22 protein-coding genes are annotated in these 25,023 nt (G+C 67.1%); 13 read left to right on the forward strand and 9 right to left on the reverse strand.

Translation table 11 applies throughout. The annotated features are described in order from the left end of the window. Positions 1-44 precede the first annotated feature (44 nt). The 3 genes from aroC to ACOCG7_RS24240 form a co-directional block, all read right to left on the reverse strand. Positions 45-1,145, reverse strand: a complete 1,101-nt coding sequence (aroC, locus tag ACOCG7_RS24230; protein ID WP_083084017.1) for a chorismate synthase — start codon at positions 1,143-1,145, stop codon at positions 45-47. 123 nt (positions 1,146-1,268) lie between these two features. Then, positions 1,269-3,206, reverse strand: coding sequence for an MFS transporter (locus ACOCG7_RS24235; protein ID WP_083084019.1), 1,938 nt, complete (start codon positions 3,204-3,206; stop codon positions 1,269-1,271). Positions 3,207-3,349: 143 nt separating this feature from the next. Further along, positions 3,350-3,811, reverse strand: a complete 462-nt coding sequence (locus ACOCG7_RS24240; RefSeq protein WP_073430072.1) for a CBS domain-containing protein — start codon at positions 3,809-3,811, stop codon at positions 3,350-3,352. A gap of 239 nt (positions 3,812-4,050) precedes the next feature. On the opposite strand from ACOCG7_RS24240, the gene ACOCG7_RS24245 reads away from it, so the two are divergent. The 3 genes from ACOCG7_RS24245 (at position 4,051) to ACOCG7_RS24255 (ending at position 6,843) form a co-directional block, all read left to right on the forward strand. Then, the gene (locus tag ACOCG7_RS24245; protein ID WP_083084020.1) at positions 4,051-5,481 is read left to right on the forward strand and encodes an O-acetylhomoserine aminocarboxypropyltransferase; all 1,431 of its coding nucleotides are present in this window, start codon (positions 4,051-4,053) and stop codon (positions 5,479-5,481) included. Beyond that, positions 5,478-6,311 carry an alpha/beta fold hydrolase gene (locus tag ACOCG7_RS24250; RefSeq protein ID WP_083084022.1) on the forward strand — a complete coding sequence of 278 codons (834 nt, stop codon included), beginning with the start codon at positions 5,478-5,480 and terminating at the stop codon, positions 6,309-6,311. Before ACOCG7_RS24245 ends, ACOCG7_RS24250 begins: the two co-directional genes overlap by 4 nt. Before the next feature lie 211 nt (positions 6,312-6,522). Beyond that, positions 6,523-6,843: an Mpo1-like protein gene (locus ACOCG7_RS24255; RefSeq protein ID WP_083084023.1), complete on the forward strand. Its 321-nt coding sequence runs from the start codon at positions 6,523-6,525 to the stop codon at positions 6,841-6,843. A gap of 34 nt (positions 6,844-6,877) precedes the next feature. On the opposite strand, the gene ACOCG7_RS24260 is transcribed toward ACOCG7_RS24255, so the two are convergent. After that, positions 6,878-8,191, reverse strand: coding sequence for a YihY family inner membrane protein (locus ACOCG7_RS24260; protein ID WP_193615253.1), 1,314 nt, complete (start codon positions 8,189-8,191; stop codon positions 6,878-6,880). Between the two features lie 119 nt (positions 8,192-8,310). Here ACOCG7_RS24260 and wrbA point away from each other — a divergent pair, with 119 nt between their 5' ends. The 5 genes from wrbA (at position 8,311) to ACOCG7_RS24285 (ending at position 13,000) form a co-directional block, all read left to right on the forward strand. Further along, entirely contained in the window at positions 8,311-8,913 is a 603-nt protein-coding gene (gene wrbA / locus ACOCG7_RS24265) for an NAD(P)H:quinone oxidoreductase (RefSeq protein ID WP_421380457.1), read from the forward strand. Then, a complete protein-coding gene (locus tag ACOCG7_RS24270; RefSeq protein ID WP_421380460.1) occupies positions 8,910-9,863 on the forward strand; it encodes a DUF2069 domain-containing protein in 954 nt (317 codons plus the stop codon). Before wrbA ends, ACOCG7_RS24270 begins: the two co-directional genes overlap by 4 nt. Before the next feature lie 55 nt (positions 9,864-9,918). Continuing rightward, entirely contained in the window at positions 9,919-11,337 is a 1,419-nt protein-coding gene (locus tag ACOCG7_RS24275; RefSeq protein WP_083084026.1) for an FAD-binding oxidoreductase, read from the forward strand. Between the two features lie 61 nt (positions 11,338-11,398). Beyond that, a complete protein-coding gene (locus ACOCG7_RS24280; RefSeq protein WP_083084028.1) occupies positions 11,399-12,205 on the forward strand; it encodes a metallophosphoesterase in 807 nt (268 codons plus the stop codon). 72 nt (positions 12,206-12,277) lie between these two features. Further along, entirely contained in the window at positions 12,278-13,000 is a 723-nt protein-coding gene (locus ACOCG7_RS24285) for an SOS response-associated peptidase (RefSeq protein WP_083084029.1), read from the forward strand. Positions 13,001-13,074: 74 nt separating this feature from the next. Here the strand turns inward: ACOCG7_RS24285 and ACOCG7_RS24290 are convergent, their stop codons facing one another. Both ACOCG7_RS24290 and ACOCG7_RS24295 read right to left on the reverse strand, forming a co-directional pair. Beyond that, on the reverse strand, positions 13,075-13,233 hold the full coding sequence (locus tag ACOCG7_RS24290; RefSeq protein WP_193615254.1) for a hypothetical protein: 159 nt from the start codon (positions 13,231-13,233) through the stop codon (positions 13,075-13,077). A gap of 186 nt (positions 13,234-13,419) precedes the next feature. Then, entirely contained in the window at positions 13,420-14,358 is a 939-nt protein-coding gene (locus tag ACOCG7_RS24295; RefSeq protein ID WP_083084032.1) for a LysR family transcriptional regulator, read from the reverse strand. A gap of 156 nt (positions 14,359-14,514) precedes the next feature. Between ACOCG7_RS24295 and ACOCG7_RS24300 the strand changes: the two genes are divergently transcribed. Genes ACOCG7_RS24300 through ACOCG7_RS24315 form a run of 4 tightly spaced genes read left to right on the forward strand, consistent with a single transcriptional unit; the run spans position 14,515 to position 19,585 of the window. After that, the gene (locus tag ACOCG7_RS24300) at positions 14,515-16,299 is read left to right on the forward strand and encodes an efflux transporter outer membrane subunit (RefSeq protein WP_083084034.1); all 1,785 of its coding nucleotides are present in this window, start codon (positions 14,515-14,517) and stop codon (positions 16,297-16,299) included. A gap of 8 nt (positions 16,300-16,307) precedes the next feature. After that, on the forward strand, positions 16,308-18,521 hold the full coding sequence (locus ACOCG7_RS24305) for an FUSC family protein (protein ID WP_083084036.1): 2,214 nt from the start codon (positions 16,308-16,310) through the stop codon (positions 18,519-18,521). Further along, a complete protein-coding gene (locus ACOCG7_RS24310) occupies positions 18,511-18,711 on the forward strand; it encodes a DUF1656 domain-containing protein (RefSeq protein WP_073430084.1) in 201 nt (66 codons plus the stop codon). The genes ACOCG7_RS24305 and ACOCG7_RS24310 overlap by 11 nt, the downstream gene beginning before the upstream one ends. A 13-nt stretch (positions 18,712-18,724) precedes the next feature. Further along, positions 18,725-19,585 (forward strand): HlyD family secretion protein, encoded by an 861-nt coding sequence (locus tag ACOCG7_RS24315; RefSeq protein WP_083084038.1) that lies wholly within the window; start codon positions 18,725-18,727, stop codon positions 19,583-19,585. Between the two features lie 54 nt (positions 19,586-19,639). Here the strand turns inward: ACOCG7_RS24315 and ACOCG7_RS24320 are convergent, their stop codons facing one another. Beyond that, on the reverse strand, positions 19,640-20,533 hold the full coding sequence (locus ACOCG7_RS24320) for a LysR family transcriptional regulator ArgP (protein WP_083084040.1): 894 nt from the start codon (positions 20,531-20,533) through the stop codon (positions 19,640-19,642). Positions 20,534-20,630: 97 nt separating this feature from the next. On the opposite strand from ACOCG7_RS24320, the gene ACOCG7_RS24325 reads away from it, so the two are divergent. Further along, entirely contained in the window at positions 20,631-21,257 is a 627-nt protein-coding gene (locus ACOCG7_RS24325) for a LysE/ArgO family amino acid transporter (protein ID WP_073430087.1), read from the forward strand. Between the two features lie 32 nt (positions 21,258-21,289). On the opposite strand, the gene ACOCG7_RS24330 is transcribed toward ACOCG7_RS24325, so the two are convergent. Together ACOCG7_RS24330 and ACOCG7_RS24335 are read right to left on the reverse strand one after the other, a co-directional pair. Continuing rightward, positions 21,290-22,204: a hypothetical protein gene (locus tag ACOCG7_RS24330; protein ID WP_083084355.1), complete on the reverse strand. Its 915-nt coding sequence runs from the start codon at positions 22,202-22,204 to the stop codon at positions 21,290-21,292. Between the two features lie 111 nt (positions 22,205-22,315). Then, complete coding sequence (locus tag ACOCG7_RS24335) at positions 22,316-24,862, reverse strand: NfrA family protein (protein ID WP_421380550.1); 2,547 nt, start codon at positions 24,860-24,862, stop codon at positions 22,316-22,318. Between the last annotated feature and the right edge of the window lie 161 nt (positions 24,863-25,023).

Below are 25,023 nucleotides of genomic sequence, written 5' to 3' on the forward strand. Positions count from 1 at the left end.
CCACGCCGCGTGGCATGAAAACGAAGGCGCGCGGGAAACGCCCGTTACGGCGCACTCGCCGCGATCTTCGGCGTGCTGACCGCGACATCGCCGCACTGTGCGCGGTGGCGCAGCGCGTGGTCGACCAGCACGAGCGCGAGCATCGATTCAGCGATCGGCGTGGCGCGAATGCCGACACACGGATCATGCCGCCCGAACGTTTCGACGATGGCCGGCTGCCCCGCCTTGTCGATCGAACGGCGCGGCGTGCGAATGCTCGACGTGGGCTTGATCGCGATCGACACCGTGATGTCCTGCCCGGTTGAAATGCCGCCGAGCACGCCGCCCGCGTGATTGCCGACGAAGCCCTCCGGCGTCAGTTCGTCGCCATGCACCGAACCGCGTTGCGCGACGCTGGCGAAGCCCGCGCCGATCTCGACGCCCTTGACGGCGTTGATGCCCATCATCGCGTGCGCGATGTCCGCGTCGAGACGGTCGAACAGCGGCTCGCCAAGGCCGACCGGCACGCCGGAAGCCACCACGTTGATGCGCGCGCCGATCGAGTCGCCCTCCTTGCGCAGCGCGTCCATGTACGCTTCCAATTGCGGCACGATCTCGGCGTTCGGCGCGAAGAACGGATTCTCACGCACTTGCGCCCAGTCGACGAAAGGCACGTCGATCTCGCCGAGCGCGGCCATGTAGCCGCGAATCTCGATGCCGAACTTCTCGCGCAGCCACTTCTTCGCGACCGCGCCCGCCGCCACCGTGGGCGCCGTCAGACGCGCCGACGAACGGCCGCCGCCGCGATAGTCGCGAATGCCGTATTTCTGCCAGTAGGTGTAGTCCGCATGACCTGGGCGAAACGTCTCGGCGATGTTGCCGTAGTCCTTGCTGCGCTGGTCCGTGTTGCGGATCAGCAGCGCGATCGGTGCGCCGGTGGTCTCACCTTCGAACACGCCGGACAGGATCTCGACCTTGTCTTCTTCCTGACGCTGCGTGACGTGGCGCGACGTGCCAGGTTTGCGGCGGTCGAGTTCGAGCTGGATGTCGGCTTCGTTGAGCGCCATGCCCGGCGGGCAGCCGTCGATCACGCAGCCGATAGCGGGACCGTGCGATTCGCCGAAGGTCGTGACAGTGAAAAGCGTACCGAGCGTGTTGCCGGACATGGGCGTCGTCCAAAAGAAATGCGGGGGAAGCGTTATTATGCCAGCCCGCATGGCGCGAGGGCGGGTCGCCCGCGCGCTTATGACTTGAGGACAAGCCGTGAGCGCCGCGACGCCGACGGGGCCTTACTTGCGCGCCCCACGCAATTCGGTGACGATCCGCTGCAGCATCTCCGGCGTCGCGAGCGCCGGATCGATCGGCTCGCCCACCGCCAGGGTCAGCCGGCTCATCACGCCCTTCTGTATCGGCCGCGGCCAGCGCGCATCGTCGGCGCGCGAAAACACGCTGCCCCACAGGCCGCGCAGCGCCATCGGTATCACCGGCGCGGGCGTGCGCCGGATGATTTCGGTCACGCCGTGGCGAAACGGATTCATTTCACCGGTTCTCGTAAGCTTGCCTTCCGGGAAAATACAGACCAGTTCGCCCTCGGCGAGCGCCTGCGCGCATCGCTCATAAGCTTGCGTGAGCAACTGGGCGTCCTGATGCGCCGGCGCGATAGGAATCGCCTTCGCATGACGGAACACCCAGCCGGCGAACGGCGACCCGAAGATCTGATGGTCCATCACGAAACGGATCGGCCGCGGGCTCTCCGCCATGATCACGATCGCGTCGACAAAGCTCACGTGGTTGCACACCAGCACCGCGGCGCCTTCCTCGGGAATGCGCTCGGCATGCACGAGACGCATCCGGTAAAACGTATGCACGAGCACCCATGCGATGAAGCGCAGCAGAAACTCGGGCACCAGCGAATAGATGTAGGTCGCGACGACGATGTTCAGCAACGCCGTAACCAGAAAAATAGCCGGAATGCCGAAGCCCGCCGCGGTCAACGCCATCGCCATCAGCGCCGAGACGATCATGAACAACGAATTCAGAATATTGTTCGCGGCGATGATGCGCGCGCGGTGACTCGGCTGGCTGCGGCTCTGGATCAGCGCGTAGAGCGGCACGCTGTAGAACCCGCCGAACATGGCGAGCAGGAACAGGTCGGCCAGCACGCGCCAATGGGCGGTCCGCACGAGAAATTCGCCGACGGCGAGCAGATGTCCCGCGGGCGGCAGCGCGCGGCTCGCGAAAAACAGGTCGATTGCGAACACGCTCATGCCGATCGAGCCGAGCGGCACCAGGCCGATTTCGATGCGCCGCTTCGAGAGCTTTTCGCACAACAGCGAACCGATGCCGATGCCGATCGAGAACGTGCCGAGCAGCACCGTCACCACGTCCGGGTCGGCGGACAGCACGTTTTTCGCAAAGCTGAAAAACGACGACAGAAAAGTCGCGCCGACGAACCACAGCCACGATATGCCGAGCAGGCTCAGAAACACGGTGCGGTTTTCGCGCGCCAGCTTCAGGTTGCGCCACGTCTCGCTAACCGGATTCCAGTTGATGCGCAGATCCGGCTGCGGCGCCGCCGTGACCGGCACGAAGCTCGACACGAAGCGCCCCGCCAGCGCAACCGCGACACAGGCGCAAGCCAGCACGATCGCGCCATGTTCGACGAACCCCGCGCCGGCGCCGCCGACGATCGTGCCGATCAAGATCGCGACGAACGTGCCCATCTCGACCATGCCGTTGCCGCCCACCAGTTCCGCCTTCGACAGATGCTGCGGCAGGTACGAGTATTTGACCGGTCCGAACACGGTCGAATGGACGCCCATCAGAAACGTGCATGCATACAGCAACGGTGCGTTATGCAGCAGAAAACCCGCGCCGCCGATCAGCATCACGACGATCTCGAAGCTCTTGACGAAGCGCGTGAGCATCGCCTTGTCGTACTTGTCGGCGATCTGGCCGGAGGTGGCGGACAGCAGCACGAACGGCAAGATGAAGATCGCCGAAATCAGAAACGCCGCCGTTTTCGGATCGACGCCGGAAAAGCGCGCCGCCTGATACGTGACGAGCGACGTGAAGCCGATCTTGAAGACGTTGTCGTTCATCGCGCCGAGGAACTGGGTCCAGAAAAAAGGCGCGAAGCGGCGCTGCCGCAGTAGCCGGAACTGCGATTCGTGCGCCTCGTGCGGGCGCGCGGCACGACGGCCGGCAGGTATCGGACGATCGCTCATGAAGGTCGGGGAACGGGTTGAACGGGCAACGAGAGGGAAAGAGACGCGGGCCCGGAGACAAAAAAAGCGCGCGCTTTCGCGCGCGCCTTGACTGCATTTTCGCGCTCACGGCAACGCCGAACGCCGCGGCGAGCCACCGCGCATCAACGCGCCGGCTGCTGCTCCTGTTGCTCTTCCGGCCAGTCGCGGATGTATGCCTTGAGCATGCGATTTTCGAAGCCCTGCTCTTCGACCACCGCCTTCGCGACGTCGTAGAACGAGATCACGCCCATCAGCGTGCGGGCTTCCATGACGGGCAGATAGCGCACGTGGTGCTCGAGCATCATGCGGCGCACTTCGTTGACGTCCGTTTCGGGCGTGCAGGTGAGCGGATGGTCGTCCATGACCTTACGGATCGTCGACGTGCCGACGCTGCCGCCATGCTTGCTCAGCGTGAGAATGATTTCACGGAAGGTGAGCATGCCGACCAGGTCGCCGTATTCCATCACGACGAGCGAGCCGATATCGTGCTCGGCCATGGTGTTGACTGCGTCGTGCAGCGTGGTATCCGGCGTAACCGTGAAAAGGGTGTTGCCCTTGACTTTAAGAATGTCGCTGACTCGCATGATCGTCTCCCGTGATACCCGCTAAGCTCGTAATGCATGAATGACTTTCGATCCTAGCGGAAAGGCCCATAAAAGGAAAGCGGCCCGCCCGCCAAGGCGCGGCGGGTGTTCGCCTGCCCGAACCCGCATGAGTGCTCGCGCGCGCATCGGGAAAACCGCGCTTGATGCGGTTCGTGCCGGTGATAGGATGGCCGCCACTTTCACCTTTCGCGAGGCCGTCCGTGGCCCCGCCGCCCAGGATGTCCGCCAACCGTTTCGATACGCTTGCGCTGCACGCCGGCGCCGCTCCCGACCCCGCCACCGGCGCGCGCGCCACACCTATTTACCAGACTACCTCCTTTTCGTTCCGCGATTCGGACCACGCCGCGGCGCTCTTCAATATGGAGCGCGCCGGCCATGTCTACTCGCGCATCTCCAACCCGACCGTGGCCGTGTTCGAGGAGCGCGTCGCCGCACTGGAGAACGGCGCGGGCGCGATCGGCACGGCGAGCGGCCAGGCCGCGCTGCATCTGGCGATCGCCACGCTGATGGCCGCGGGCTCGCATATCGTCGCCTCCAGCGCGCTATACGGCGGCTCGCACAATCTGCTGCATTACACGTTGCGGCGCTTCGGCATCGAGACGACCTTCGTCAAACCCGGCGATCTCGACGCATGGCGCGCCGCGCTGCGCCCGAACACGCGCCTGCTGTTCGGCGAGACGCTCGGCAATCCCGGCCTCGACGTGCTCGACATCGCCGCGCTCGCGCAGATCGCGCACGAACACCGCGTGCCGCTGCTGGTCGACTCCACCTTCACCACGCCCTACCTGCTCAAACCGTTCGAGCACGGCGCCGACCTCGTTTATCACTCGGCCACCAAGTTTCTCGGCGGGCACGGCACGACGATCGGCGGCGTGCTGGTGGACGGCGGCACCTTCGACTTCGTCGCCTCGGGGCGCTTCCCCGAATTCACCGAGCCCTACGAGGGCTTTCACGGCATGGTCTTCAGCGAGGAAAGCACCGTCGCGCCGTTCCTGCTGCGCGCGCGCCGCGAGGGTTTGCGCGACTTCGGCGCGTGCCTGCATCCGCAAGCCGCCTGGCAACTGCTGCAAGGCATCGAAACGCTGCCGCTGCGCATGGAACGGCACGTCGCCAACACGCGCCGGGTGGTCGAATTCCTCGCCGCTCACGCAGCGGTCGAAACGGTCGCCTATCCCGAACTGCCGACGCATCCCGACCATGCGCTCGCGAAGCGTCTGCTGCCGCGCGGCGCGGGCGCGGTGTTCAGCTTCAACTTGCGCGGCGACCGCGCCGCCGGACGCGCGTTCATCGAAGCGCTCTCGCTGTTCTCGCACCTCGCGAACGTGGGAGACGCGCGCTCGCTGGTGATCCACCCCGCATCGACCACGCACTTTCGCATGGATGCCGCCGCGCTCGCCGCGGCGGGGATCGCCGAAGGCACGATCCGCCTGTCGATCGGTCTCGAAGACCCCGACGATCTGATCGACGACCTCAAGCGCGCGCTGAAGGCCGCGCAGAAGGCGAGCGGGTCGGGCGCATCCGCAGGAGGCGCATCGGGCCCAGCGCATAGGGATGCCAAAACCGGCGCATCCGGCCAAGGCGCGATTGAAGCCAGGACCGATGCCTCCCCTGCCGCCCCTGCCGCCAAACCCCGCCCGGAGTCCGCATGATCCTCACCGTCCAAGGCAAGCCGGCTTACGTGTACACCGGCGGCAAGCCGTTCGATGCGAGCCTGCCGAGCGCCGTGTTCATCCACGGCGCCGAGCACGACCATAGCGTCTGGGCGCTGCAAACGCGCTACTTCGCGCATCACGGCTTCGGCGTGCTGGCGGTGGACTTGCCGGGACATTGCCGCAGCGCCGGGCCCGCGTTGACCACCGTGACGGCGATGGCGGACTGGCTGGCCGCGCTGCTCGATGCCGCCGGCGTGCAACGCGCGTTCGTGGCCGGCCACAGCATGGGCTCGCTGATCGCGCTCGACTTCGCGGGCCGCTATCCCGAGCGCGCCACGCATCTCGCGCTACTCGCCACCGCCATGCCGATGGCCGTCTCCGACACGCTGCTCGAAGGCGCGCTGCATCGCGAGCCCGATGCCATCGCCATGGTCAACGACTGGTCGCACTCGACGCTCGCGGCCAAGCCCTCCTGCCCCGGCCCCGGCTTCTGGTTGCACGGCATGAACCAGCGGCTGATGGAGCGCGTCGCGGCAACCGGCGAACCGCACCTGTTCCATACCGACTTCACGGCTTGCAATACCTACGCGGACGGCCTCGCCCGCGCCGCCCAAGTGCGTTGCGCGGTGCGCCTGATCGTCGGCCGGCGCGATGCGATGACCCCGCCGCGCGCCGCCAGGGCGCTCGCCGACGCGCTCGCGCAAAGAGGCGTGGCGATCGACACCGTGACGCTCGAAGCCGGCCATGCGCTCATGACCGAGCAGCCCGACGCCACGCTCGACGCCCTTTTCAGCTTCGCTTCCAGCCCGCCTCGCGTCGCCCGATAACGACCGGCAAACGAGAGCGGAGCCATCACGATAGCCGCGGCGAAACATGCGCGCCATCGGCCGAACGGCCAGGTTGCGCGCATGCGCCGATAGCCGCACAATGGATCGAGCCTGTCCTGTTTGCCGTGCGCTTTCGGGCATTGCGGCACGCGGCGAAGCCATTCGAAGCGACGGGCACGGAATCGGGAAGCATGGAAATTCGGAGGCCGTGATGGGTCATACCGCACACACCGATCATTTCGCGAGTTTCGCGGAGTTCTATCCGTTCTATCTGAGCGAGCATCGCAACACGGTTTCGCGGCGGCTGCATTTCGTGGGTTCGCTCGGCGTGATCGGCTGTCTCGCCATGGCGCTCGCCACCGGCCACTGGCTGTGGCTGCCGGTGGCCGTGGTCTGCGGATACGGCTTTGCCTGGGTCGGGCATTTCTTCTTCGAGAAGAACCGGCCGGCCACCTTCCGTCATCCGCTCTATAGCCTGATGGGCGACTGGGTCATGTTCAAGGACATCTGCGTCGGCAAGATCTCGCTGTAGTTTTCATGCCGCCGACGCATCGCCCGCCGGGCCGCTACGCCGCCTGATGCGGCATGGACGAAGCGCCCTGCACGCTCTCCTGCGCACGCGCCGCGCGCGAGGCCGCGCGTGCGGCCAGCAACGCCGCGAGCGTCACCTTCAGCTTGTCGTTTTGCAGCGCGGCCAGAAGCGTTGCGCCGTCCACCCGCGTGGAGTTGAGTTCAAGCTGATATTGGAGTTCGGCGCGGTCGATGATGAACAGGTCGAACAATCGCTCAACCGTGATCTGCGCCGGATTCGCCAGCAGAAGGAAATGCGGGCGCACGCCGTCTTCCTGCAATTGCGCGATCCATTCGATTTCCTCGAGCTTTTGCAGCAGGTTGATCGTGGTGTCCAGATCGCGGCGAAGCATTCGCGACAGGTCGGGCACGGTGTAGCCGCGCTCGCCGGCGTCGCGCGCCTCGGCGAGCCGCGCAAGCAGTTCGAGCGAATCGAACAGATTGCTGCCCTCGAACGTGGGCCGGTGAAACTGGCCGATGCGAATCGCCGGCAAGGCGGAGGCGATCATCGCGCCCGCCAGGGTGATGAACCAGCACAGGTACATCCACAGCAGAAACAGCGGCACCGCCGCGAATGCGCCGTACACCGCCGTGTAGGTGGGAATGCGGCGCACGTAGTAGCCGAAGCCGCGCTTGGCGAGTTCGAAGGCGATTGCGGCGGTCACGCCGCCGATCACCGCATCGCGCCATTCCACGCGGCAGTTCGGCAGATAGACGTAGAGAATCGTGAAGGCGAGCGCCGTCAACGGCAGCGCCGCGCCCGTGAGCGCCCATTCGATGACCGGCGTCATGCGCTGGGCCGCCGTGAAGGTCATGGATTGCGTGAACAGGTAGGAGGAAATCGACAGGCTCACGCCGATCAGGATCGGGCCGAGCGTGATGATCGCCCAGTAGACGAGAATGCGCTGCGCGATCGGCCGCGCCTTGCGCACGCGCCAGATCACGTTGAACGCGGATTCGACGGTCATCATGGTCATCACCGCCGTGACGAACAGCACGATCATGCCGATCGTGGTCAGCCCCTTGGCCTTTGCGGCGAACTGGTTCAGATACTTGAAGATCTGACTGTTCAGTTGCGCGGGCATCAGGTGGTCGGCGAGAAAAAACTGCAGCGACTCCTGAAACGAGGCAAAGAGCGGAAACGCGGTGAACAGCGCGAACGCCACCGTGGCGAGCGGCACCAGCGCGAGCATGGTGGTGAACGTGAGGCTGCCGGCCACCTGCGGAATGCGGTCTTCGCCACTGCGCTTCGCGGCAAACTGCGCGAGCCGTTTGAGCGTGTCGAGATCGAAACGCACCCTGGACAACAAACCTGCCTCCTTGCTTCGTGAACCGGTGTTTCAGGAGAGGACGAAGACCTGGCCGAACGGCCATGCATGGCCTCTCCAGCGGACCCAGCCCCTATAATACCCGTTCACCGATGAGGCTTATGAAAGACATTCTCGTGCTCTATTACAGCCGTCACGGCGCCACGCGCGAGCTTGCGCTGGCGATCGCGCACGGCGTGGACAGCGTTCCCGGCATGCAGGCGCGCGTGCGCACGGTGCCGGCGGTGTCCACCGTCTGCGAGGCGTCGCAGCCGGACATTCCCGCCGAAGGTCCGCCCTACGTCGAACTGCGCGACCTCGAGGAATGCGCGGGTCTCGCGCTCGGCTCGCCCACCCGCTTCGGCAACATGGCCGCGTCGCTCAAATACTTTCTCGACGGCACCACGCCGCAATGGCTCTCCGGTGCGCTCGCCGGCAAGCCGGCCTGCGTGTTCACGTCCACCGGCAGTTTGCACGGCGGCCAGGAATCCACGCTGCTCTCCATGATGCTGCCGCTTCTGCATCACGGCATGCTGATCGTCGGCATTCCGTACACCGAGAGCACGCTCACGACCACGCAAAGCGGCGGCACGCCATACGGCGCGTCGCATTTCGCGCGCGCGGGCACCACCGAACAAGGCATCTCCGCCGACGAGAAAACGCTCGCCGTCGCGCTCGGCGCACGCGTCGCGCGCACGGCGGCTTGCATGAGCGAACGGCCGTGAACGAGCCGGATGCCGGAACGCAGCGGCGTGAACCCGGTACGTCCAATGCGCCCGATGCGCCCGCGGCCGTCGACGCTGTCGATGCGCGAACGGTCGCGAGCGCGCCGCTTGCACGGCCCACCGCCAACGAGCCGCGCATGCGCGTCGCAGCCAATGCTCCGAACGCGAAACCGTCCGATCGCGACCACGATGCCGAAACGGTCGGCACCTCGGCCACAGGCACCTCGCCCATGCCCGCAACCGCCGCGCACGTGCGGCAAGGCAATGCCTGGGCACGCGGCGCCACAACCGCCCTGCCCGTGCGGCAAAAAACCGGCGCCGCGCTCGGCGCTACCACCGCCTTGCTCGCGCTGATCGTACTGTGCGCCGCCTGCGAAGGGTGGCTCGCGCCGCTGCGCCCCGGCGGCTCGGCGCTGCTGCTCAAGGCCGTGCCGCTGCTGCTCGCGCTGCCGGGCGTGTGGCGGCGCCGGCTGTACACGCTGCAATGGGCGTCGATGCTGATCCTGCTGTACTTTGCCGAAGGCGTCGTCCGCGGCTGGAGCGAGCGCGGTTTGAGCGCGCGCCTCGGCTGGCTGGAAGCCGTACTCGCCGTCGTCTTTTTCGTCTGCGCGATCGCCCATGTCGCGCCGTTCAAGCGCGCGGCCAAGGTAGCCGCGAAGCGGGCCGGTCAGCAGGCCGCCGAAGTCGGCGGCGAAGCGGGTGGCGAAGCGGGCGACGAAGTGGGTGGCGAAGTCGGCGGCGACATGGACAGCGAAGTGGCCGGCGAAGCGGGCGCCAAAGTGCGCGGCGAAGTCGACGGCAAAGCACGCGCCAAGGTGCACACCAAAGCCCAGGCGGCTGCCGAACCGGCTGCCGAACCAGCCGCTGAACCGCCCGCCGAAGTAACCGCGAAGCCAGCCGCCGAACAAGTCACGGAACCATCCGCCACGCAGGCCAAAACCCTCACCTGACGAAAACCGCGCGCCACGCCTTGATTTCTTCGTCCGAACACACCGACCGACCCACATGACTCAAGCCGCTTTCCTCTCCGCCTGCCGCGACGCCATCGGCCCCAACCAGGTGCTCACCGATCCGCACGACACCGCGCCCTACCTCACCGACTGGCGCCGCCGCTACACCGGCGCGGCCTGCGCGGTGCTCTGCCCGGCCACGCCGGCCGAAGTCGCGGCGCTCGTCAAACTCGCCGGCGAACATCGCGTCGCGCTGGTGCCGCAAGGCGGCAACACCGGTCTCGCCGGCGGCGCCACGCCCGATGAAAGCGGCGCGCAGGCGGTCATCAGCTTGCGGCGTCTGAATCGCGTGCGCGACATCGATCCGCACAACAACACGATCACCGTCGAAGCCGGCGTCGTCCTCGCCGAAGTGCAAAGACATGCCGAGGAAGCCGGCCGCCTGTTCCCCTTGAGCCTCGCCGCCGAAGGCAGTTGCACGATCGGCGGCAATCTCGCCACCAACGCGGGCGGCACCGCCGTGCTGCGCTACGGCAATACGCGCGAGCTATGCCTCGGCCTGGAAGTGGTCACGCCGCAAGGCGAACTGTGGGACGGCCTGCGCGGACTGCGCAAGGACAACACCGGCTACGACTTGCGCGATCTGTTCATCGGCGCGGAGGGCACGCTCGGCATCATCACGGCGGCGGTGCTCAAGTTGCATCCGCAACCGGCCGCGCGCGTCACGGCGCTCGCCGGGCTGGCTTCGCCCGATGCGGCGCTCGACTTTCTCGCGCTCACGCAACGCGTCGCCGGGCCGCTTCTGACCGGCTTCGAACTGATGTCGGATTTCTGCCTGCGGCTGGTGGGCCGGCACTTCGAACAGATGCGCTATCCGTTTGCCGAATCGCACGCGCAAATCGTGCTGCTGGAATTGTCGGACAGCGAAAGCGAGGAACACGCCCGCGCGCTGTTCGAGCGTCTGATGGAAACGGCGCTGGAAGAAGGTCTCGTGCAAGACGCGGTGGTCGCCGAAAACCTCGCACAGTCGCGCGCTTTCTGGAATCTGCGCGAACACATTCCGCTCGCGCAAGCCGAGGAAGGTCTGAACATCAAGCACGACATCGCGGTGCCGATCTCGCGCATCGGCCGCTTCATCGAGGAAACCGACGCCGCGATCGCCCAGGCGGTGCCGGGCGCGCGCATGGTGACGTTCGGCCATCTCGGCGACGGCAACCTGCACTACAACGTGCAGGCGCCCGCAGGCGGCGACGCGATGGCGTTTCTCGACCAGTACCAGAGCGCGATCAACCAGATCGTCTACGACAGCGTGCATCGGCATCGCGGCAGCATCAGCGCGGAACACGGGCTCGGCCAGTTGAAGATCGACGAAGCGATGCAGTACAAGCAGGACGTCGAGGTGCGGTTGATGCGCGCCGTCAAGCTCGCGCTCGATCCGCTTAACCTGATGAACCCCGGCAAGGTGCTACGCTAAGGTTTGAAGCCGCCGCGTTTCTGAACGCGTCTGAACGCTATAAATCGCAGGAGCCGTAGCCGTGAAGATTCGAGTGTTGTCCGATCTGCATCTGGAGAACGACGAGCCCGATCTGATCCCGCATGCGCAGGCGGATCTGATCGTGCTGGCGGGCGACATTCACAATCACGCGGCCGGTCCGCGCTGGGCCGCCCAGATCTTCGACGGCGCCGCGCCGGTCGTCTACGTGCCCGGCAATCACGAATACTACGACGGCGAATTCGGCGCGCTCGAAGCCGCCCTGTACGACGCGGCCGCGCAAGTCGACAACGTGCACGTGCTGAACAACGCCGCGCTGGTCGACCGCCAGGGCGGCTGGCGCATCCTCGGCACCACCTTGTGGACCGACTTCGAGCTCTACGGCGCGGACCCCGACACGCTCGCCGGATCGATCGACGCGTCGCGCCGGGTGATGCTCGACTTCCGCGGCCCGATCCAGATGAATTGGCCGCACGACCCCCACGACTCCCCGCGCGACTTCACGCCCGACGACTCGCTCGCGCTGCACCGCCGCGCGCGCGCCTGGCTCGAAAGCGAGCTTGCCAGGCCGTTCGCCGGCAAGACGATCGTCGTCACGCATCACGCGCCGCATCGGCTGAGTCTCGCCGAGCATTACGCGCAAGACCGCGCGTCGGCGGGCTTCGTCAATCATTTGCCGGGACTGGTGCGCTCGCCCGTCGCGTTGTGGATTCATGGGCACACGCACACGTCGTTCGATTACACGGTGAACGGCACACGCGTGGTCTGCAATCCGCGCGGCTACTTCGACCGGCGCAGCGGACAGTGGGAGAACCCACAGTTCGCGTGGGATAAGGTCGTCGAGGTGTAGCGCCGCCGCACTCGCGGCACTACGCTGTTGAGATCGCCGTGCCGGCGAGGCGCTGGTCCGTGGAGGTCGCTCATGTGTGGTCGAATCAGCCAGTACCGCGATCCGCATCTGTACGCCCGGCATCTCGGCCTCGCCGATCCGCTGATGCTATTCGACGCCGCCGACCGCCGTCCCGGCTATAGCCTCGCGCCGGGCACGCATCCGCTCGCGATCTACCCGGACCAGACGCTGCGCGCGATCCATTGGGGCTATTGCCCGGACTGGGCGCGCGAGCAGCATCTGCCGCAGACGATCAACGCGCGCGCCGCCACCGCGCCGAACGCGCGTTACTTCGAGCAACTGTGGAAAACCGGACGCGTGCTGGTGCCCGCGGACGGCTGGTTCGAATGGCACGCGGAAACGGCGCCCGAAAGCAGTAACAGCGCGGGCCCCGCCGCGGAGGTTGCCGCCATGGTCCGCCAGCCCTACTACGTCCACCTGAAGAGCGACGCGCCGATGTATCTGGCGGCGCTATCGAGCGTGCGCGGCACGGAGCCGCAAACCGAAGGCATGGGACTGGTGATCGTGACCGCCAACGCCGACGCGGGTCTCGTCGACGTGCACGACCGGCGGCCGCTGGCATTCGGGCCCGAGGCGGCGCGCCGCTGGCTCGACCCCGCATTGCCGGCCGACGAACTCGAACATCTGACGCGCAGCGCCTGCCTCGCGGCCGGGCGGTTCCGCTGGCACCGGGTGGGTCCCGGCGTCGATCGCGTGCTCAACGACGAGCCGGGCCTGATCGAAGCGCTGGATTAACAGCGGAAGGCGCACAGGCGCCGCTCAAGAAAAACACCTCTGCTGGCCCGCACTATCCAACGCGAGAACGACGTTCAACGGTCGTGCCGTTGTCCCCGCGCATCGGGGCGCGCGATCTTGATCGGCACGAGTTGCGGCTGTTGTTCGCGCAGGCGGCGCAGCAAATCGCGCGATGCGGCGATTCCGATCAGTCCAAGCATGACGGCCACGCCGATCATCAGATGCGTATCCATGAATCCCTCGTCCTTCCAGTTGTTGCGATTTGCCGAGCGGCGGTGAATGGAGCGCGTGCGGCCGAAGCGGCAGCGCGTGAACCACACGTTAGCAAATCGACTTGAGCACGAAAGTAAGGAAATGTTGCGGCGCGGCGGTTGTGTAACAGCCTGTCACCGCGCGGCGCGCCACCCCGTCAGGCGGGATCAGCCGCGCGCGAACTGGCGCAATTCCGCCTGATCGGCGGCCAGCGTGGCGGGCAGTTCGTCGCGCAGAAACTCCACCCACGTGCGGATTTTCGCGTCCAGGTACTGCCGCGACGGATACAGCGCATACAGATTCATTTCCTGCGACGTGTATTGCGGCAGCAACCACACGAACGCGCCGCTGCGCAAACCGCTGATCGCCGAATAGATGGGAATCAGGCCGATGCCCATGCCATTACTCACCGCCACCGCCATCGCCTCGGCGACGTTCACCTGGAACGGGGTGGGTCCGAGTGAGATCGTTTCCTCGCCGTTCGGGCCGTCGAAGGTCCATTTGTCGGACGGAAACACCGGCGCCACCATTTGCAGGCAGGTGTGATGCGTGAGATCGGCGGGCGTCTGCGGCACGCCGTGCCGTTCGAGATAAGCGGGCGATGCGCAGGCGATGCTGAAGGCGCTGCCGAGACGCTGCGACACCAGTCCCGAATCGGGCAGGCTGGTGGCCAGCGTCAGCGAGACGTCGAAGCCCTCGTCGAGCAGATCGGGGATGCGCTGCGCCAGTGTCAGTTCGACGTGCACGTCCGGATAGCGCTGCTGATAGCGGCCGACCGCCGGGACCACGTAATGCTGGCCGAAACTCGTCATCGCGTGAATTTTCAGCTTGCCCGCGGGGCGGGCGTGGGCATCGCCCGCCTCCGCTTCGGCCTGATCCACATAGGCGAGGATCTGTTCGCAGCGCTGCAGGTAACGTTCGCCCGCCTCGGTCAGCGCGATGCGGCGCGTCGTGCGGTTCAACAGGCGCGTGCGCAGATGCGCTTCCAGATCGGACACCGCGCGTGACGCGTACGCCGTGGTCGTGTTCAGGTGCTGCGCGGCACCCGTAAAACTGCCCGCTTCGACGACGCGGACAAATACGCGCATGTTTTGAAGCGTATCCAATGCCTTTCCTTGGTAATCCGGACCGATTGTTTCACGATTCGTAACGGCGATTATCTCAAATTCCGTAAAAATGCCTTGCACCGTTACGGGTTATTCCGCAATCGATCAAAAAATATAATGACGCACAAGCTTCTATAGCCAATTTTTGGAGGAATCGTGCAGTCTCCGGTGCCAAAACGGATCGCCGCAACCGCTGTTCTTACGATCCTATTAACAATCGCGGGATGTGCAAGCACCGGAGGCATCGCGCCGCAGGCGCGCGGCATCGAGCCCGCCGCGCTCGACGCGGGCAACGCCATCCGGGCCGCCAATGCCGACGCGCAATGGCCGGCCGCCGACTGGTGGCGCGCCTTTGACGATCCGCAGCTCGACGCGTGGATCGAGGCCGCGCAGGCCGGCAATCCGAGCCTCGCGGCCGCTCAGGCGCGCGTGCGCGAAGCGGCGTCGATGGCGGGCGTCGCCCGCGCGGCGCTGTCGCCGCAAGTCAACGGCAATCTGTCGATCCAGCGCCAGAAGTGGGCCGACAACCTGTACTACGGGCCGGGGCCGCTCGCCGGCGAGCAATCGTGGAACAACACGGGCACGCTGGAACTGGCGTATCACCTCGACCTGTGGGGCAAGGACAGCAACGCCGCCGAGCGTGCGCTCGACGCCGCCCACGCGAGCGCCGCCGACGCCCGCGCCGCGCAACTCGAACTGCAAGGCAATGTGGTGCGCACGTACATCGAGATGTCGATGAACTACGCGCTGCTCGACATCGCCCAAGCGACCTTGCGGCAACAGCAGCAAATCGTCGACCTGGCGAACCGGCGCTTGAAAGGCGGCCTCGGCACGCAACTGGAAGTGAGCCAGGCCGAAACGCCGATGCCGGAATACGAACGCCAGATCGACGCGCTCGAGGAAAAGATCGCGCTCGGCCGCAATCAGATGGCGGCGCTGGCCGGCAAGGGCCCCGGCGCGGGCGACTCGATCCAGCGCCCGGCGCTGTCGCTCGCCACGCCCGCCGGCCTGCCGAGCGCGTTGCCCGCCGATCTGATCGGCCATCGGCCGGACGTGGTCGCCGCGCGCTGGACGGTGGCGGCGCAGGCGCGCGGCATCGACGTCGCCAAGGCCGGCTTTTATCCCGACATCGACCTGCTGGCGTCGATCGGCGGTTATGCGGCGATGGGCCCGCTGTTCCAGTTCCTGAAGAGTCCGTCGCATAGCTGGACGGCCGGTCCCGCGCTGTCGCTGCCGATCCTCGACGGCGGGCGCCTGCGCTCGCAGCTCGGCGCGGCCTCGGCCGGATACGACGAGGCCGTCGAGCGCTATAACCAGGCGATCGTCGGCGCGTTGAAGGACATCTCCGACCAGGTGATCCGCATCCGCTCGCTCGCGACCCAGGCCGCCGACGCCGAGCGGTCGGTCGCGGCGGCGCGCAAGAACTACGACCTGTCGCGCGAAGGTTATCGGCGCGGCCTGACGGACTACCTGAACGTGCTGATCGCGCAAAACCAGTTGCTGCACGCCCAGGAAGGCGTCGCGAAGATTCAGGCCGAGCGCCTCGGCGCGCACGCGTCGCTCGTCACCGCGTTGGGCGGCGGGCTCGACGAGCCGGCCAACGGTCCGCAGGCGAATGAGACGCTGCCGGGGCATGGCAAGGGCAAGAGCCAGGCGAACAGCCAGGCGGCGGCGGGTTCGAACGCTGCGGCTGCGCTCACGCCGTCGCAAGCGGGTTCAACCGGTCGCACGAAAAACAACGTGCCCGCCACGCGTGATGCGGTCCACACGCGAAGCCCCGCTGCCACGCCGGCGAAGCCGTCACCGGCCGCGGTCAACGCGCAACCCATAAGCGCCGCGGCAGACACGCCGTCACCGGCCACGGCCAACGCGCAACCCATAAACGCCGCGGCAGCCACACCGCCGCGATCCGCCAACGCGGCTGCGCCCGCGGCCGAGTGAGGACCATCATGCCCCTCTCTTCGTCAACCGCGCCACGCCCGATGCCGCTCGGCCCGCTCCGCTCCGCCGCCGCCGACTGGGCGCGCACCGACGGCCTCACCTGGATCTATCTGTTCAAGGCGCTCGCCGCGTGCTTCCTCGCGCTCGGCATCGCAATGAAACTCGACCTGCCGCAGCCGCGCACCGCGATGACCACCGTGTTCATCGTGATGCAGCCGCAAAGCGGCATGGTGTTCGCCAAGAGCTTCTACCGGATTTGCGGCACGCTGGTCGGCCTCGTCGTGATGCTCGCGCTGCTCGGCCTGTTCGCGCAGCAACCGGAAATGTTCATCGTCTCGACCGCGATCTGGGTCGGCATCTGCACCGCGGGCGCCGCGCGCAACCGCAACTTCCGCTCGTATGGCTTCGTGCTGGCCGGCTACACCGCGGCGCTGATCGGCATCCCCGCCTCGCAGCATCCGGACGGCGCGTTTCTGAGCGCGCTCACGCGGGTCGCCGAAGTGGTGCTCGGCATCGTCTGCGCGGGCGCGGTGAGCGGCCTCGTGTTCCCGCAGTACGCCGGCTTGCAGATGCGCGGCACCGTGCGCGCGCGTTTCTCGGCCTTCGTCGAGTATGTGTCGGCGTCGCTGGCCGGCCGCAACGATCGCGCGCAAATCGAGGCGACCAACGCGCGCTTCGTCGCCGACATCGTCGGGTTCGAGGCGGCGCGCAGCGTGGCCGTGTTCGAGGGACCGGACTCGCGCATGCGCGGCGGCCGGCTCGCGCGGCTGAACAGCGAGTTCATGACGGCGTCGACGCGCTTTCACGCGCTGCATCAGTTGATGAACCGGCTGCGCGATGCGGACACGAGCGGCGCGGCCGTCGCGATCGATGCGCTCGAACCGTACTTCAAGGAAATCGCGCCGCTGCTCGCGAAGTCCGGCGAGCCCGTGCTGAGCGCCGCCGACGCCGCTCACGCCGCCGCGCAACTCGAGGCCTACAAGGCCGAGTTGCCGAAACGCGTGCGAGCGACGCGCGCGCAGCTCGACGTGTACCCCGACGCGCCGCTGCTCGACTTCGACACCGGCGCGGAGCTGCTGTACCGCTTCATCGACGATCTGCATGCCTACGCGGCCACCTATGCGTCGCTCGCCGTCGACAGCCACGAGCGCGAGCGCTGGATCGAGCGTTACGAGCCCAAAACCAACGCGATCGCGGCGGGCGTGTCGGGTCTGCGCGCCGCCATCGTGATGCTGGTGCTCGGCGCGTTCTGGATCGCCACCGCCTGGCCGAGCGGCTCGACCTTGACGTTGAACGCGGCCGCCGTGTGCGCGCTGGCCTCGTCGTCGCCGGACCCGAAGCGCACCGTGTTCCAGATGGCCGGCGGCACGCTCGCCGCTGCGGTCATGGGCATGATCGCGGTGTACGGCGTGTTTCCGCATATCGACGGATTCCCGCTGCTGTGCGCGGCGCTCACGCCGTTCCTGCTGCTCGGCGTGTTCATGACGACGCGGCCGGCGCTGGCGGGCTACGGCGTCGGCTACTGCATCTTCTTCTGCTTCCTGGCCGGCCCGGACAACGTGATTCACTACGACCCGAGCGGCTTCATGAACGACGCGCTCGCGCTCGTGCTGTCGATGCTGGTGTCGTCGGTGGCGTTCGCCGTGTTGCTGCCGCCGTCGACGCCGTGGCTGCGCAACCGCCTGCTCGTCGATCTGCGCCGTCAGGTGGCGCTGGCGAGCCGCGCGAGCCTCGGTCGCGTGCGTTCGCGCTTCGAGAGCGGCGCGCGCGATCTGATGTTCCAGATCAACTCGCTCGCGCCGAACGAACCCGAACTCAAGCGCGACACGTTGCGCTGGCTCTTCTCGGTGCTGGAAGTCGGCAACGCAGTGATCGACCTGCGCCGCGAAGTGGCGGCGCTGCCCGCCGACGCGCGCTACGCCAGGTCGATGCCGTGGCGCGTCTCGCTGCGCGCGATGCGCGGCGCGCTGACCGCGCTGTTCGACGCGCCGCGCGCGGACCGTTTCGACCGCGCGCTCGCGGCGACCGCCGATGCGATCGCCGCCGTTCAGCAGACGCTGGCCGCCTTCACGCCGCCGCGTGAGGAGCGGCATCGGTTGCAGCGCATTTTGAGTCACCTGCATTTCATTCGTACCGCGCTGCTCGATCCGCAATCGCCGCTTGAAGCGTTGATGAGCGGAACTGCCGGCGCGTCGTCAGAAGGAGTTCGCCATGCCGCGTGATATCGCCGTTTTCGACGCCTACGTGCCGGCCATCGTGCTGCTGTTCATCGCGGGCGCGCTGCTCACCTGGATGCTGGATCGCGCGATCGCCTATACGGGCCTGTATCGCGTGGTGTGGCACCCGTCCCTGTTCCGGGCCAGCTTGCTCGTGTGTGTGTGCGGCGTGCTCGGTCTCGCCGTTTATCGTTGATCAGAGTCGAAACATGACCATCCGAAATATCGTGGGCTTCATCGCGACAGCCGTTATTTTTGTCGTCGCAATCCTGATTGGACGCGTGTTGTGGGTTCATTACATGGATGAACCCTGGACGCGCGACGGACGCGTGCGCGCCGAGATCGTCAACGTGGCGCCGGACGTCTCGGGCGCCGTGGTCGATCTGCCCGTGAAGGACAATCAACTGGTGAAGAAAGGCGATCTGTTGATGCAGATCGATCCGTCGCACTACCAGATCGCCGTGGAGCAGGCGCAGGCCGCCGTGGCGGCACGCAAGGCCGAATTGCAGATGAAGCGCGACGACGCCCGCAGGCGCGCCGACATGGATGCGCTCGTCGTCTCGCGCGAGAGCCGCGAGAATGCGACGCATACGGCGTCCGCCGCCGAGGCTTCGTATCAGCAGGCGCTCGCCGCGCTCGATGCGGCCAGGCTGAATCTGGCGCGCACGCGGGTCGTCTCGCCGGTCGACGGTTACGTCACCAACCTGAACGTGTTCCGCGGGGACTATGCAACAGCGGGCATCGCCAAGCTGGCGATCGTGGATAGCCATTCGTTCTGGGTGTATGGCTACTTCGAGGAAACCAAGCTGCCGCGCGTGCGGGTCGGCGATAAAGCCGAGGTTCGGCTGATGAGCGGCGGCACGATTCAGGGGCACGTCGAGAGTATTTCGCGCGGCATCTATGACCGCGATAATCCGCAAAGCCGCGAGTTGCTGGCAGACGTGAATCCGACCTTCAACTGGGTACGCCTCGCGCAGCGCGTGCCGGTGCGCGTGAAGATCGACTCGGTGCCGGACGGGATCGTGCTCGCGGCGGGGATTACCTGCACGGTTGTCGTTAAACCGGGCTGATGGTTATTCCCGCGGTTTTCCCGCGGTTGTTCCCACGGTCGTTCCCGCGCGGCGTCAATCCAGACACTCCGCCGCCCGCTTGCGCAGCACCGCGCCGAAATCGTCGAGCCAGCCGATCGACAGACGCCAGCTCTGCCAGTACAGATCCACGTCGATGTGCTTGCCGGGCGCCATCTCCACCAGTTCGCCGCTCGCCAGATGCGCGGCGATCATCCGTTCGGGGCACATGCCCCAGCCTAGCCCCGTCACGCACGCGCGCAAGAAACCGGCGACGTGCGGAATCCAGTGCAGCGGCGGATCGATTTCCGCGCGCGTGATGCGGCGCATGAAGCGCTTTTGCAACTGGTCCTTCGGATTGAAATCGATGCACGGAGCGCGCCGCAAACTCTCGCGCGTGACGCCGTCGGCAAAATGGCGCGCAAGAAAAACCGGCGAGCAGACCGCCAGATAGCGCATGCGCCCCAGACGGGTGGACCGGCAGCCCTGCACCGGCTCGGCTTGCGTGGTCACCGCGCCTTGCACGCTGCCGTCGCGAATCCGCTGCGCGGTGTGGTCCTGATCGTCGATCACGAGATCGAGCCGCATTTCCCGTTCGACGCAGAACTGCGCGACCGCGTCGATGAACCAGGTGCCGACGCTGTCGTCGTTGACCGCCACGCGCAACGCCGGCCACGGCTCCACCAGCGCGCCGGGCAGCGCCGGCAAGCGACCCGTCAACTCCGCTTCGAGCAATTGCACGCGTTCGGTGTGGCGGCACAGCAGCGCGCCCGAGGTGGTCGCGACACACGGCTGGCCGCGCTTGACGAGCACGCTGCCGACCCGCTCCTCGAGCAGCTTGACGCGCTGCGAGACCGCCGACGGCGTCACGTTCAGTTCGCCGGCCGCACGCTCGAACGAACCGTGCCGCACCACGGCGGCCAAGGCGTCGAGCAACGCATAGTCGAGCATTAGCGTTCCTTAGTCAGCGTTAAGTAAATTAGCTTCTCTTATGGAAGCCGAAACCGCAGACTAGCCCCGTTCGCTTCACTCGTCTACTGGATCGATTATGAACTGGCTGTCTTTTTCTCACGGCGCCGCCCTGTGCGCATCGCTGATCGTCACGATCGGCGCGCAGAACGCCTTCGTCCTGCGCCAGGGCATCATGCGCTCGCATGTCGGCAAGATCGTGCTGCTGTGCGCGCTGTCGGATTGCATTCTGATCGGCGCGGGCGTGGGCGGCGCGTCGGTTCTGGTGGAGCGCTACCCGCTGTTCGTGCACACCATGCTGTACGTCGGGCTCGCTTATCTGGCGTGGTTCGGCATCAGTGCGCTGCGGCGCGCGGTGCGTCCCGGCCATGCGGTCCTGGATGCCGATGCAAACGGTGCGGCCTCCGGCGCACAGGCGCAGCGCGCCGTGCCGGTCATGCTGATGACGCTGGCTCTCACATGGCTCAATCCGCACGTCTATCTCGACACCTTCCTGCTGATCGGTACAGCCGGCGCGCGCGAACCGGCCGACGCGCGGATGGTGTTCGCCCTCGGCGCGATGGCGGTGAGCGGCGTCTGGTTCGTCGGCCTGGGTTACGGCGCGCGCGCATTGGCGCCGCTGTTTCGCCGCGCAACGGCATGGCGCATTCTGGACGGCGCGATCGGCAGCATGGTGTTGCTGCTCGCGGTGACGCAGTTGCGCTAGGCGCGGGCACGGGTGCGCCTCTCACTGCCCTGTTACTTCCGCGCTTCCTGCATGTCCAGCAATTCCCGCACGAGTTGCGCCGACACGTAATGCGGGCCGTCGAACAGATAGGTCCGATAGCCGCGATACGCGAGCAGTTGCGGCGTCAATTCCTCGGCGCGCGCCGGACGAAACGCGCCGCCCCCGGCGGGACGAAAAGCCTCGGCGATGATCCGCACGCGACGCTTGCCGAGCCGCGCGGCCAGCGCATCCGCATAGCCGCGCGCGGCGGCCGGGCCGCGTGCATAAACACCGCAACCGTCCTGCAAAAACACGCCGACGTCGCGCGGCAGCCAGCCGTCGAGCCACGCGGCGAGCGCCGCTCCGCCGATGTTCGAGTTGTCGTAGACGCTGATCCACAGAGGCCGCGGCAGTTGATCGAGCAAGGGCGCGAGCGATGCGGCGTCTTGCCAGGTCGGATCGACTTCCACCGGAAAGTAATACCCGTCGATGCGAACCGGCGGCCGCACCGCCGCCAGTTTCTTCGAGCGCTCGACCAGTTGCGCCGCTTGCGCGCGCGCCTGCTTCTCGTCGAAACGACCCGCGAGACCGACGATCACATTGCGCGCCCACGGCTCGCCGGCGATCCGCGTCCAGTCCGGCAGACGGCGGGCCGTGCGCAACGCGGTGCCCTGCGGATTGCCGAGCGGCAGAAACGACGTGTCGTCCACGGCCGTCCATTGCACCAGCAAATCGGTCACGCCGAGGCGATCCCAATCGCCGCGCGGATCCACGTGGTCCTCGTCGAGCTGCCAGACGACGCCTTGCGCCAATGCGCCGGTGTCGCCGGATGCGGGCGTCGCGCAACCATGGACGAACGCCGCGCACGCGCTCACGGCGAGCAGCGTGCGCCGGCGCGGCGATGCCGGTTCGCCGCCTTGCGCCTGAACGTGAGGCGAATTACGCATCGAGTTGCCGCTGCCGTTTGGAATGAAAGCCACCATGTTCTCCGCGCCAGCCGCGCAGGGTCGAGACACCTGGATTATCCACGCACATCGCCGGCATTGAAGTCCTTCGGCTCAATACGAGTAGATCATCCCGAAGAACACGCCGCGCGCGCGTTCGTCGCCGGCGATCTTCAGGCGGTACTGCACGGACAGATCGACATACGAACGCGGCGCGTCGTACTGGCTGTCGCGGAACCAGTAACGCGTCGAAATCCCCACGCCCGCGCCGAACGGAATGCTGTGATTGACGCTCGAGTCGTAGTCGGCGCCGATCACCGCGTAGGGGAACACCGTCCACTTCGGGCTGTAGCTGTCCATGCGGAAGGTGCGGCCCAGTTGCAGATTGGTGGTCGCGTAGACCGAGCCGGTGTTCAGATAGGCGCCCGTTTCGGCATAGAGCTTCGCGGTCCACCATGACGGCACGTCCACGCGGCGTTCGATGCCGAAGCCGCCCGAATACGCGAGCCGCGCGAGCCAGTCCGGGTTGACGCGCGAGCCGATCGGAATGATCCGTTCGAAGGCGACGATCGCGTCGATCTGCGAGAACGGCTTGGCGCGCGCGCCGACGGTGGCCTGCAAGGTCTCCACCCCGCTCGCGCCGCCGTTCTTCACGCCGAAGCTTTCGTAGCCGCGCGCGTACAGTTCGAGCATCCGCTCGCCGAGACTGCCGAACGGACGCCAGTACGCTTCCACGCCGGCTTGCCAGTTGTTTGAGGTGCCGGGCGTCGGCGACGACGCATAGCCCGGCTGCATGCCCGCGCCGCGATAATTGAGCGACGTATTGAAGCCCCAGTCGCGCGTCGCTTCGGCGTGCGCGCTGCGCATGTCGTTCAGTTGCACGGGCGTCGGGGACGGCGTGTCGCCGGCGGGGCTCGCGCTCGCGTCGATCGCTTGCTCGAAGTAGCGCGCGGCCTCGCGATTGCGATGCGCGTGGAGCGCCGCATAACCCGCGTCGGCGTGGGCGGCGGCCGGCAGCGTGCCGGCCTCGTCGGCCATGCTGAAGCGCTGGTAGGCGACGCGGTTGTTGCCGGCGCGCTGCGCGATGTACGCGGCGCTCATGTCGGGCAGCGCGTCGAGCATGCCGGCCGCGAGCATCTGTTGGGCTTCGTGCGTCGCGCCGCGTTGATCGCCGGCCGCGCTCAGTGCGTTGATCAATTGCACGCGATGTTGCGGATCGTCGGGCGCGGCCTTCACCGCGTCGCGTGCGTGGGCTACGGCAGCGCTTTTGTCCCTTGCGGCGGCGGCCAACGTCGCGGCGCGCGCCGCCGCGAAGCCGGGATCGGCGGCGTAGACGTCGCAGCTCGCGCCGAACCGGTCGACGACGCAGTCGATCACCGGGCGACGGGCGGGGTCGAGGGAAAGTTGTGGGGGGTTTGGTGCGCTCGATGCGTTCGATGCGTTCGGTGCGGTCGGTGCGTTCGACCCAACAAAGCCGCTCGCTGCGCGAGCACCGCCCGCCGCCTCGCCACCCGCGCCCACCCCACCCAACGCCTGCCGCGCCCGCTGGCGACGCAGCGCAATCGCCGCATCCGTGTCGTCACCGCCCGCCTTCAGCGGCGCGAGCAGATCGAGCGCGCGCCGCGGTTGCCCTTGCGCGATCCACACATCGGCGATGATCGCGCGCGCCACGCGCTGATCGCGCTGCGTGGCGCCAGTGAGATGCAATGCCTTGTCGAAGTCCGCCTCCGCCTCGACCGTCCTGCCTTGCGCGGCCAACGCGTAGCCGCGCAGCGTGAGCGGCATGATCGCCGTATCGTTGGCCGCGACCGCCGCGCTTGCCGCGGCCTGCGCACCCGGCAGATCGTTCGCGGCAAACAGCGCGTCGATCAGTTGCAGACGATAGCCGAGGTGGTCCGGCGCATAAGCGACGGCCTCGCGCGCGCGCGCCACGGCCTCTGCGCCGTCGCCCTGCTGTCGCGCCGCTTGCGACGCCGCGGACGGCCTCGGCGCAAGCCGGCTGCCGATAAAGCCGCGGCGCAAGCGCAACTCGTCGCTGTCGCCGAAGCGCTTGACGGCATCCTGATCGGCGTTCCACGCGTCGCTGTCCTGACCCGCCGCGCTCGCCGCGTCGATGAGAAGCAGGCGCAGCCGCAGCAGATCGGGACGCAGCGCGACCGCCTGATTCGCATACTTGACGGTCCCCGCGAAGTCCTTCGCCGCATACGCTTTGTAAGCCTGCTGCGCGGCGTTGAGCGCGGCCCCGCTCAACGCGTTCGGATCGCCCGGTTGCCGACGGGCCGGACGGGCGACCGCGCGCGTCGACACGTTGAGCGCGTCGATCTGCTTGCGGCGCGCCACCAGCGCCGGATCGCCGCCGAGCTGCGCGATGGCGTCGCCGAGCGAGCGGCTCGCCTCGCCATAACGGCGTTGCGCGGCCAGCGCGTTGGCGAGCAGCACCCGCAGCGATACGACGTCGGGCCGTTGACGAATCGCCTCGCGCGAGCGCGCGACGGCGCCCGCGTAGTCGCCGCGACCGTAGGCGTCGTACGCTTCCTGGGCGACGCGATAGGCCGCGCCGGTCAACGGCAGCGTGTCCTGCCCGGATGCAGCCGGGCGCGGCGCGTTCGCCGCGCCTTGCCCGCAGACCGGGCCGCTCACGCACAAAGCGCCGGCCAGCATCGCGGCCGCGACCGCACGCAGGGTGAAGGCCGGAGCTTGAGCCGATGCCGAAACCGGAACCAATGCGCCATAAGCCGCCACCAAGGACTCGCTCAAAGACCGACCCAAGGACCCGCCCAAAGACCGACCCAAAGAATCAGCCAAAGCCCCCGCCAAAACCA

Source organism: Paraburkholderia sp. DD10 (assembly GCF_049177125.1).
In the GTDB taxonomy this organism is placed as follows: domain Bacteria; phylum Pseudomonadota; class Gammaproteobacteria; order Burkholderiales; family Burkholderiaceae; genus Paraburkholderia; species Paraburkholderia terricola.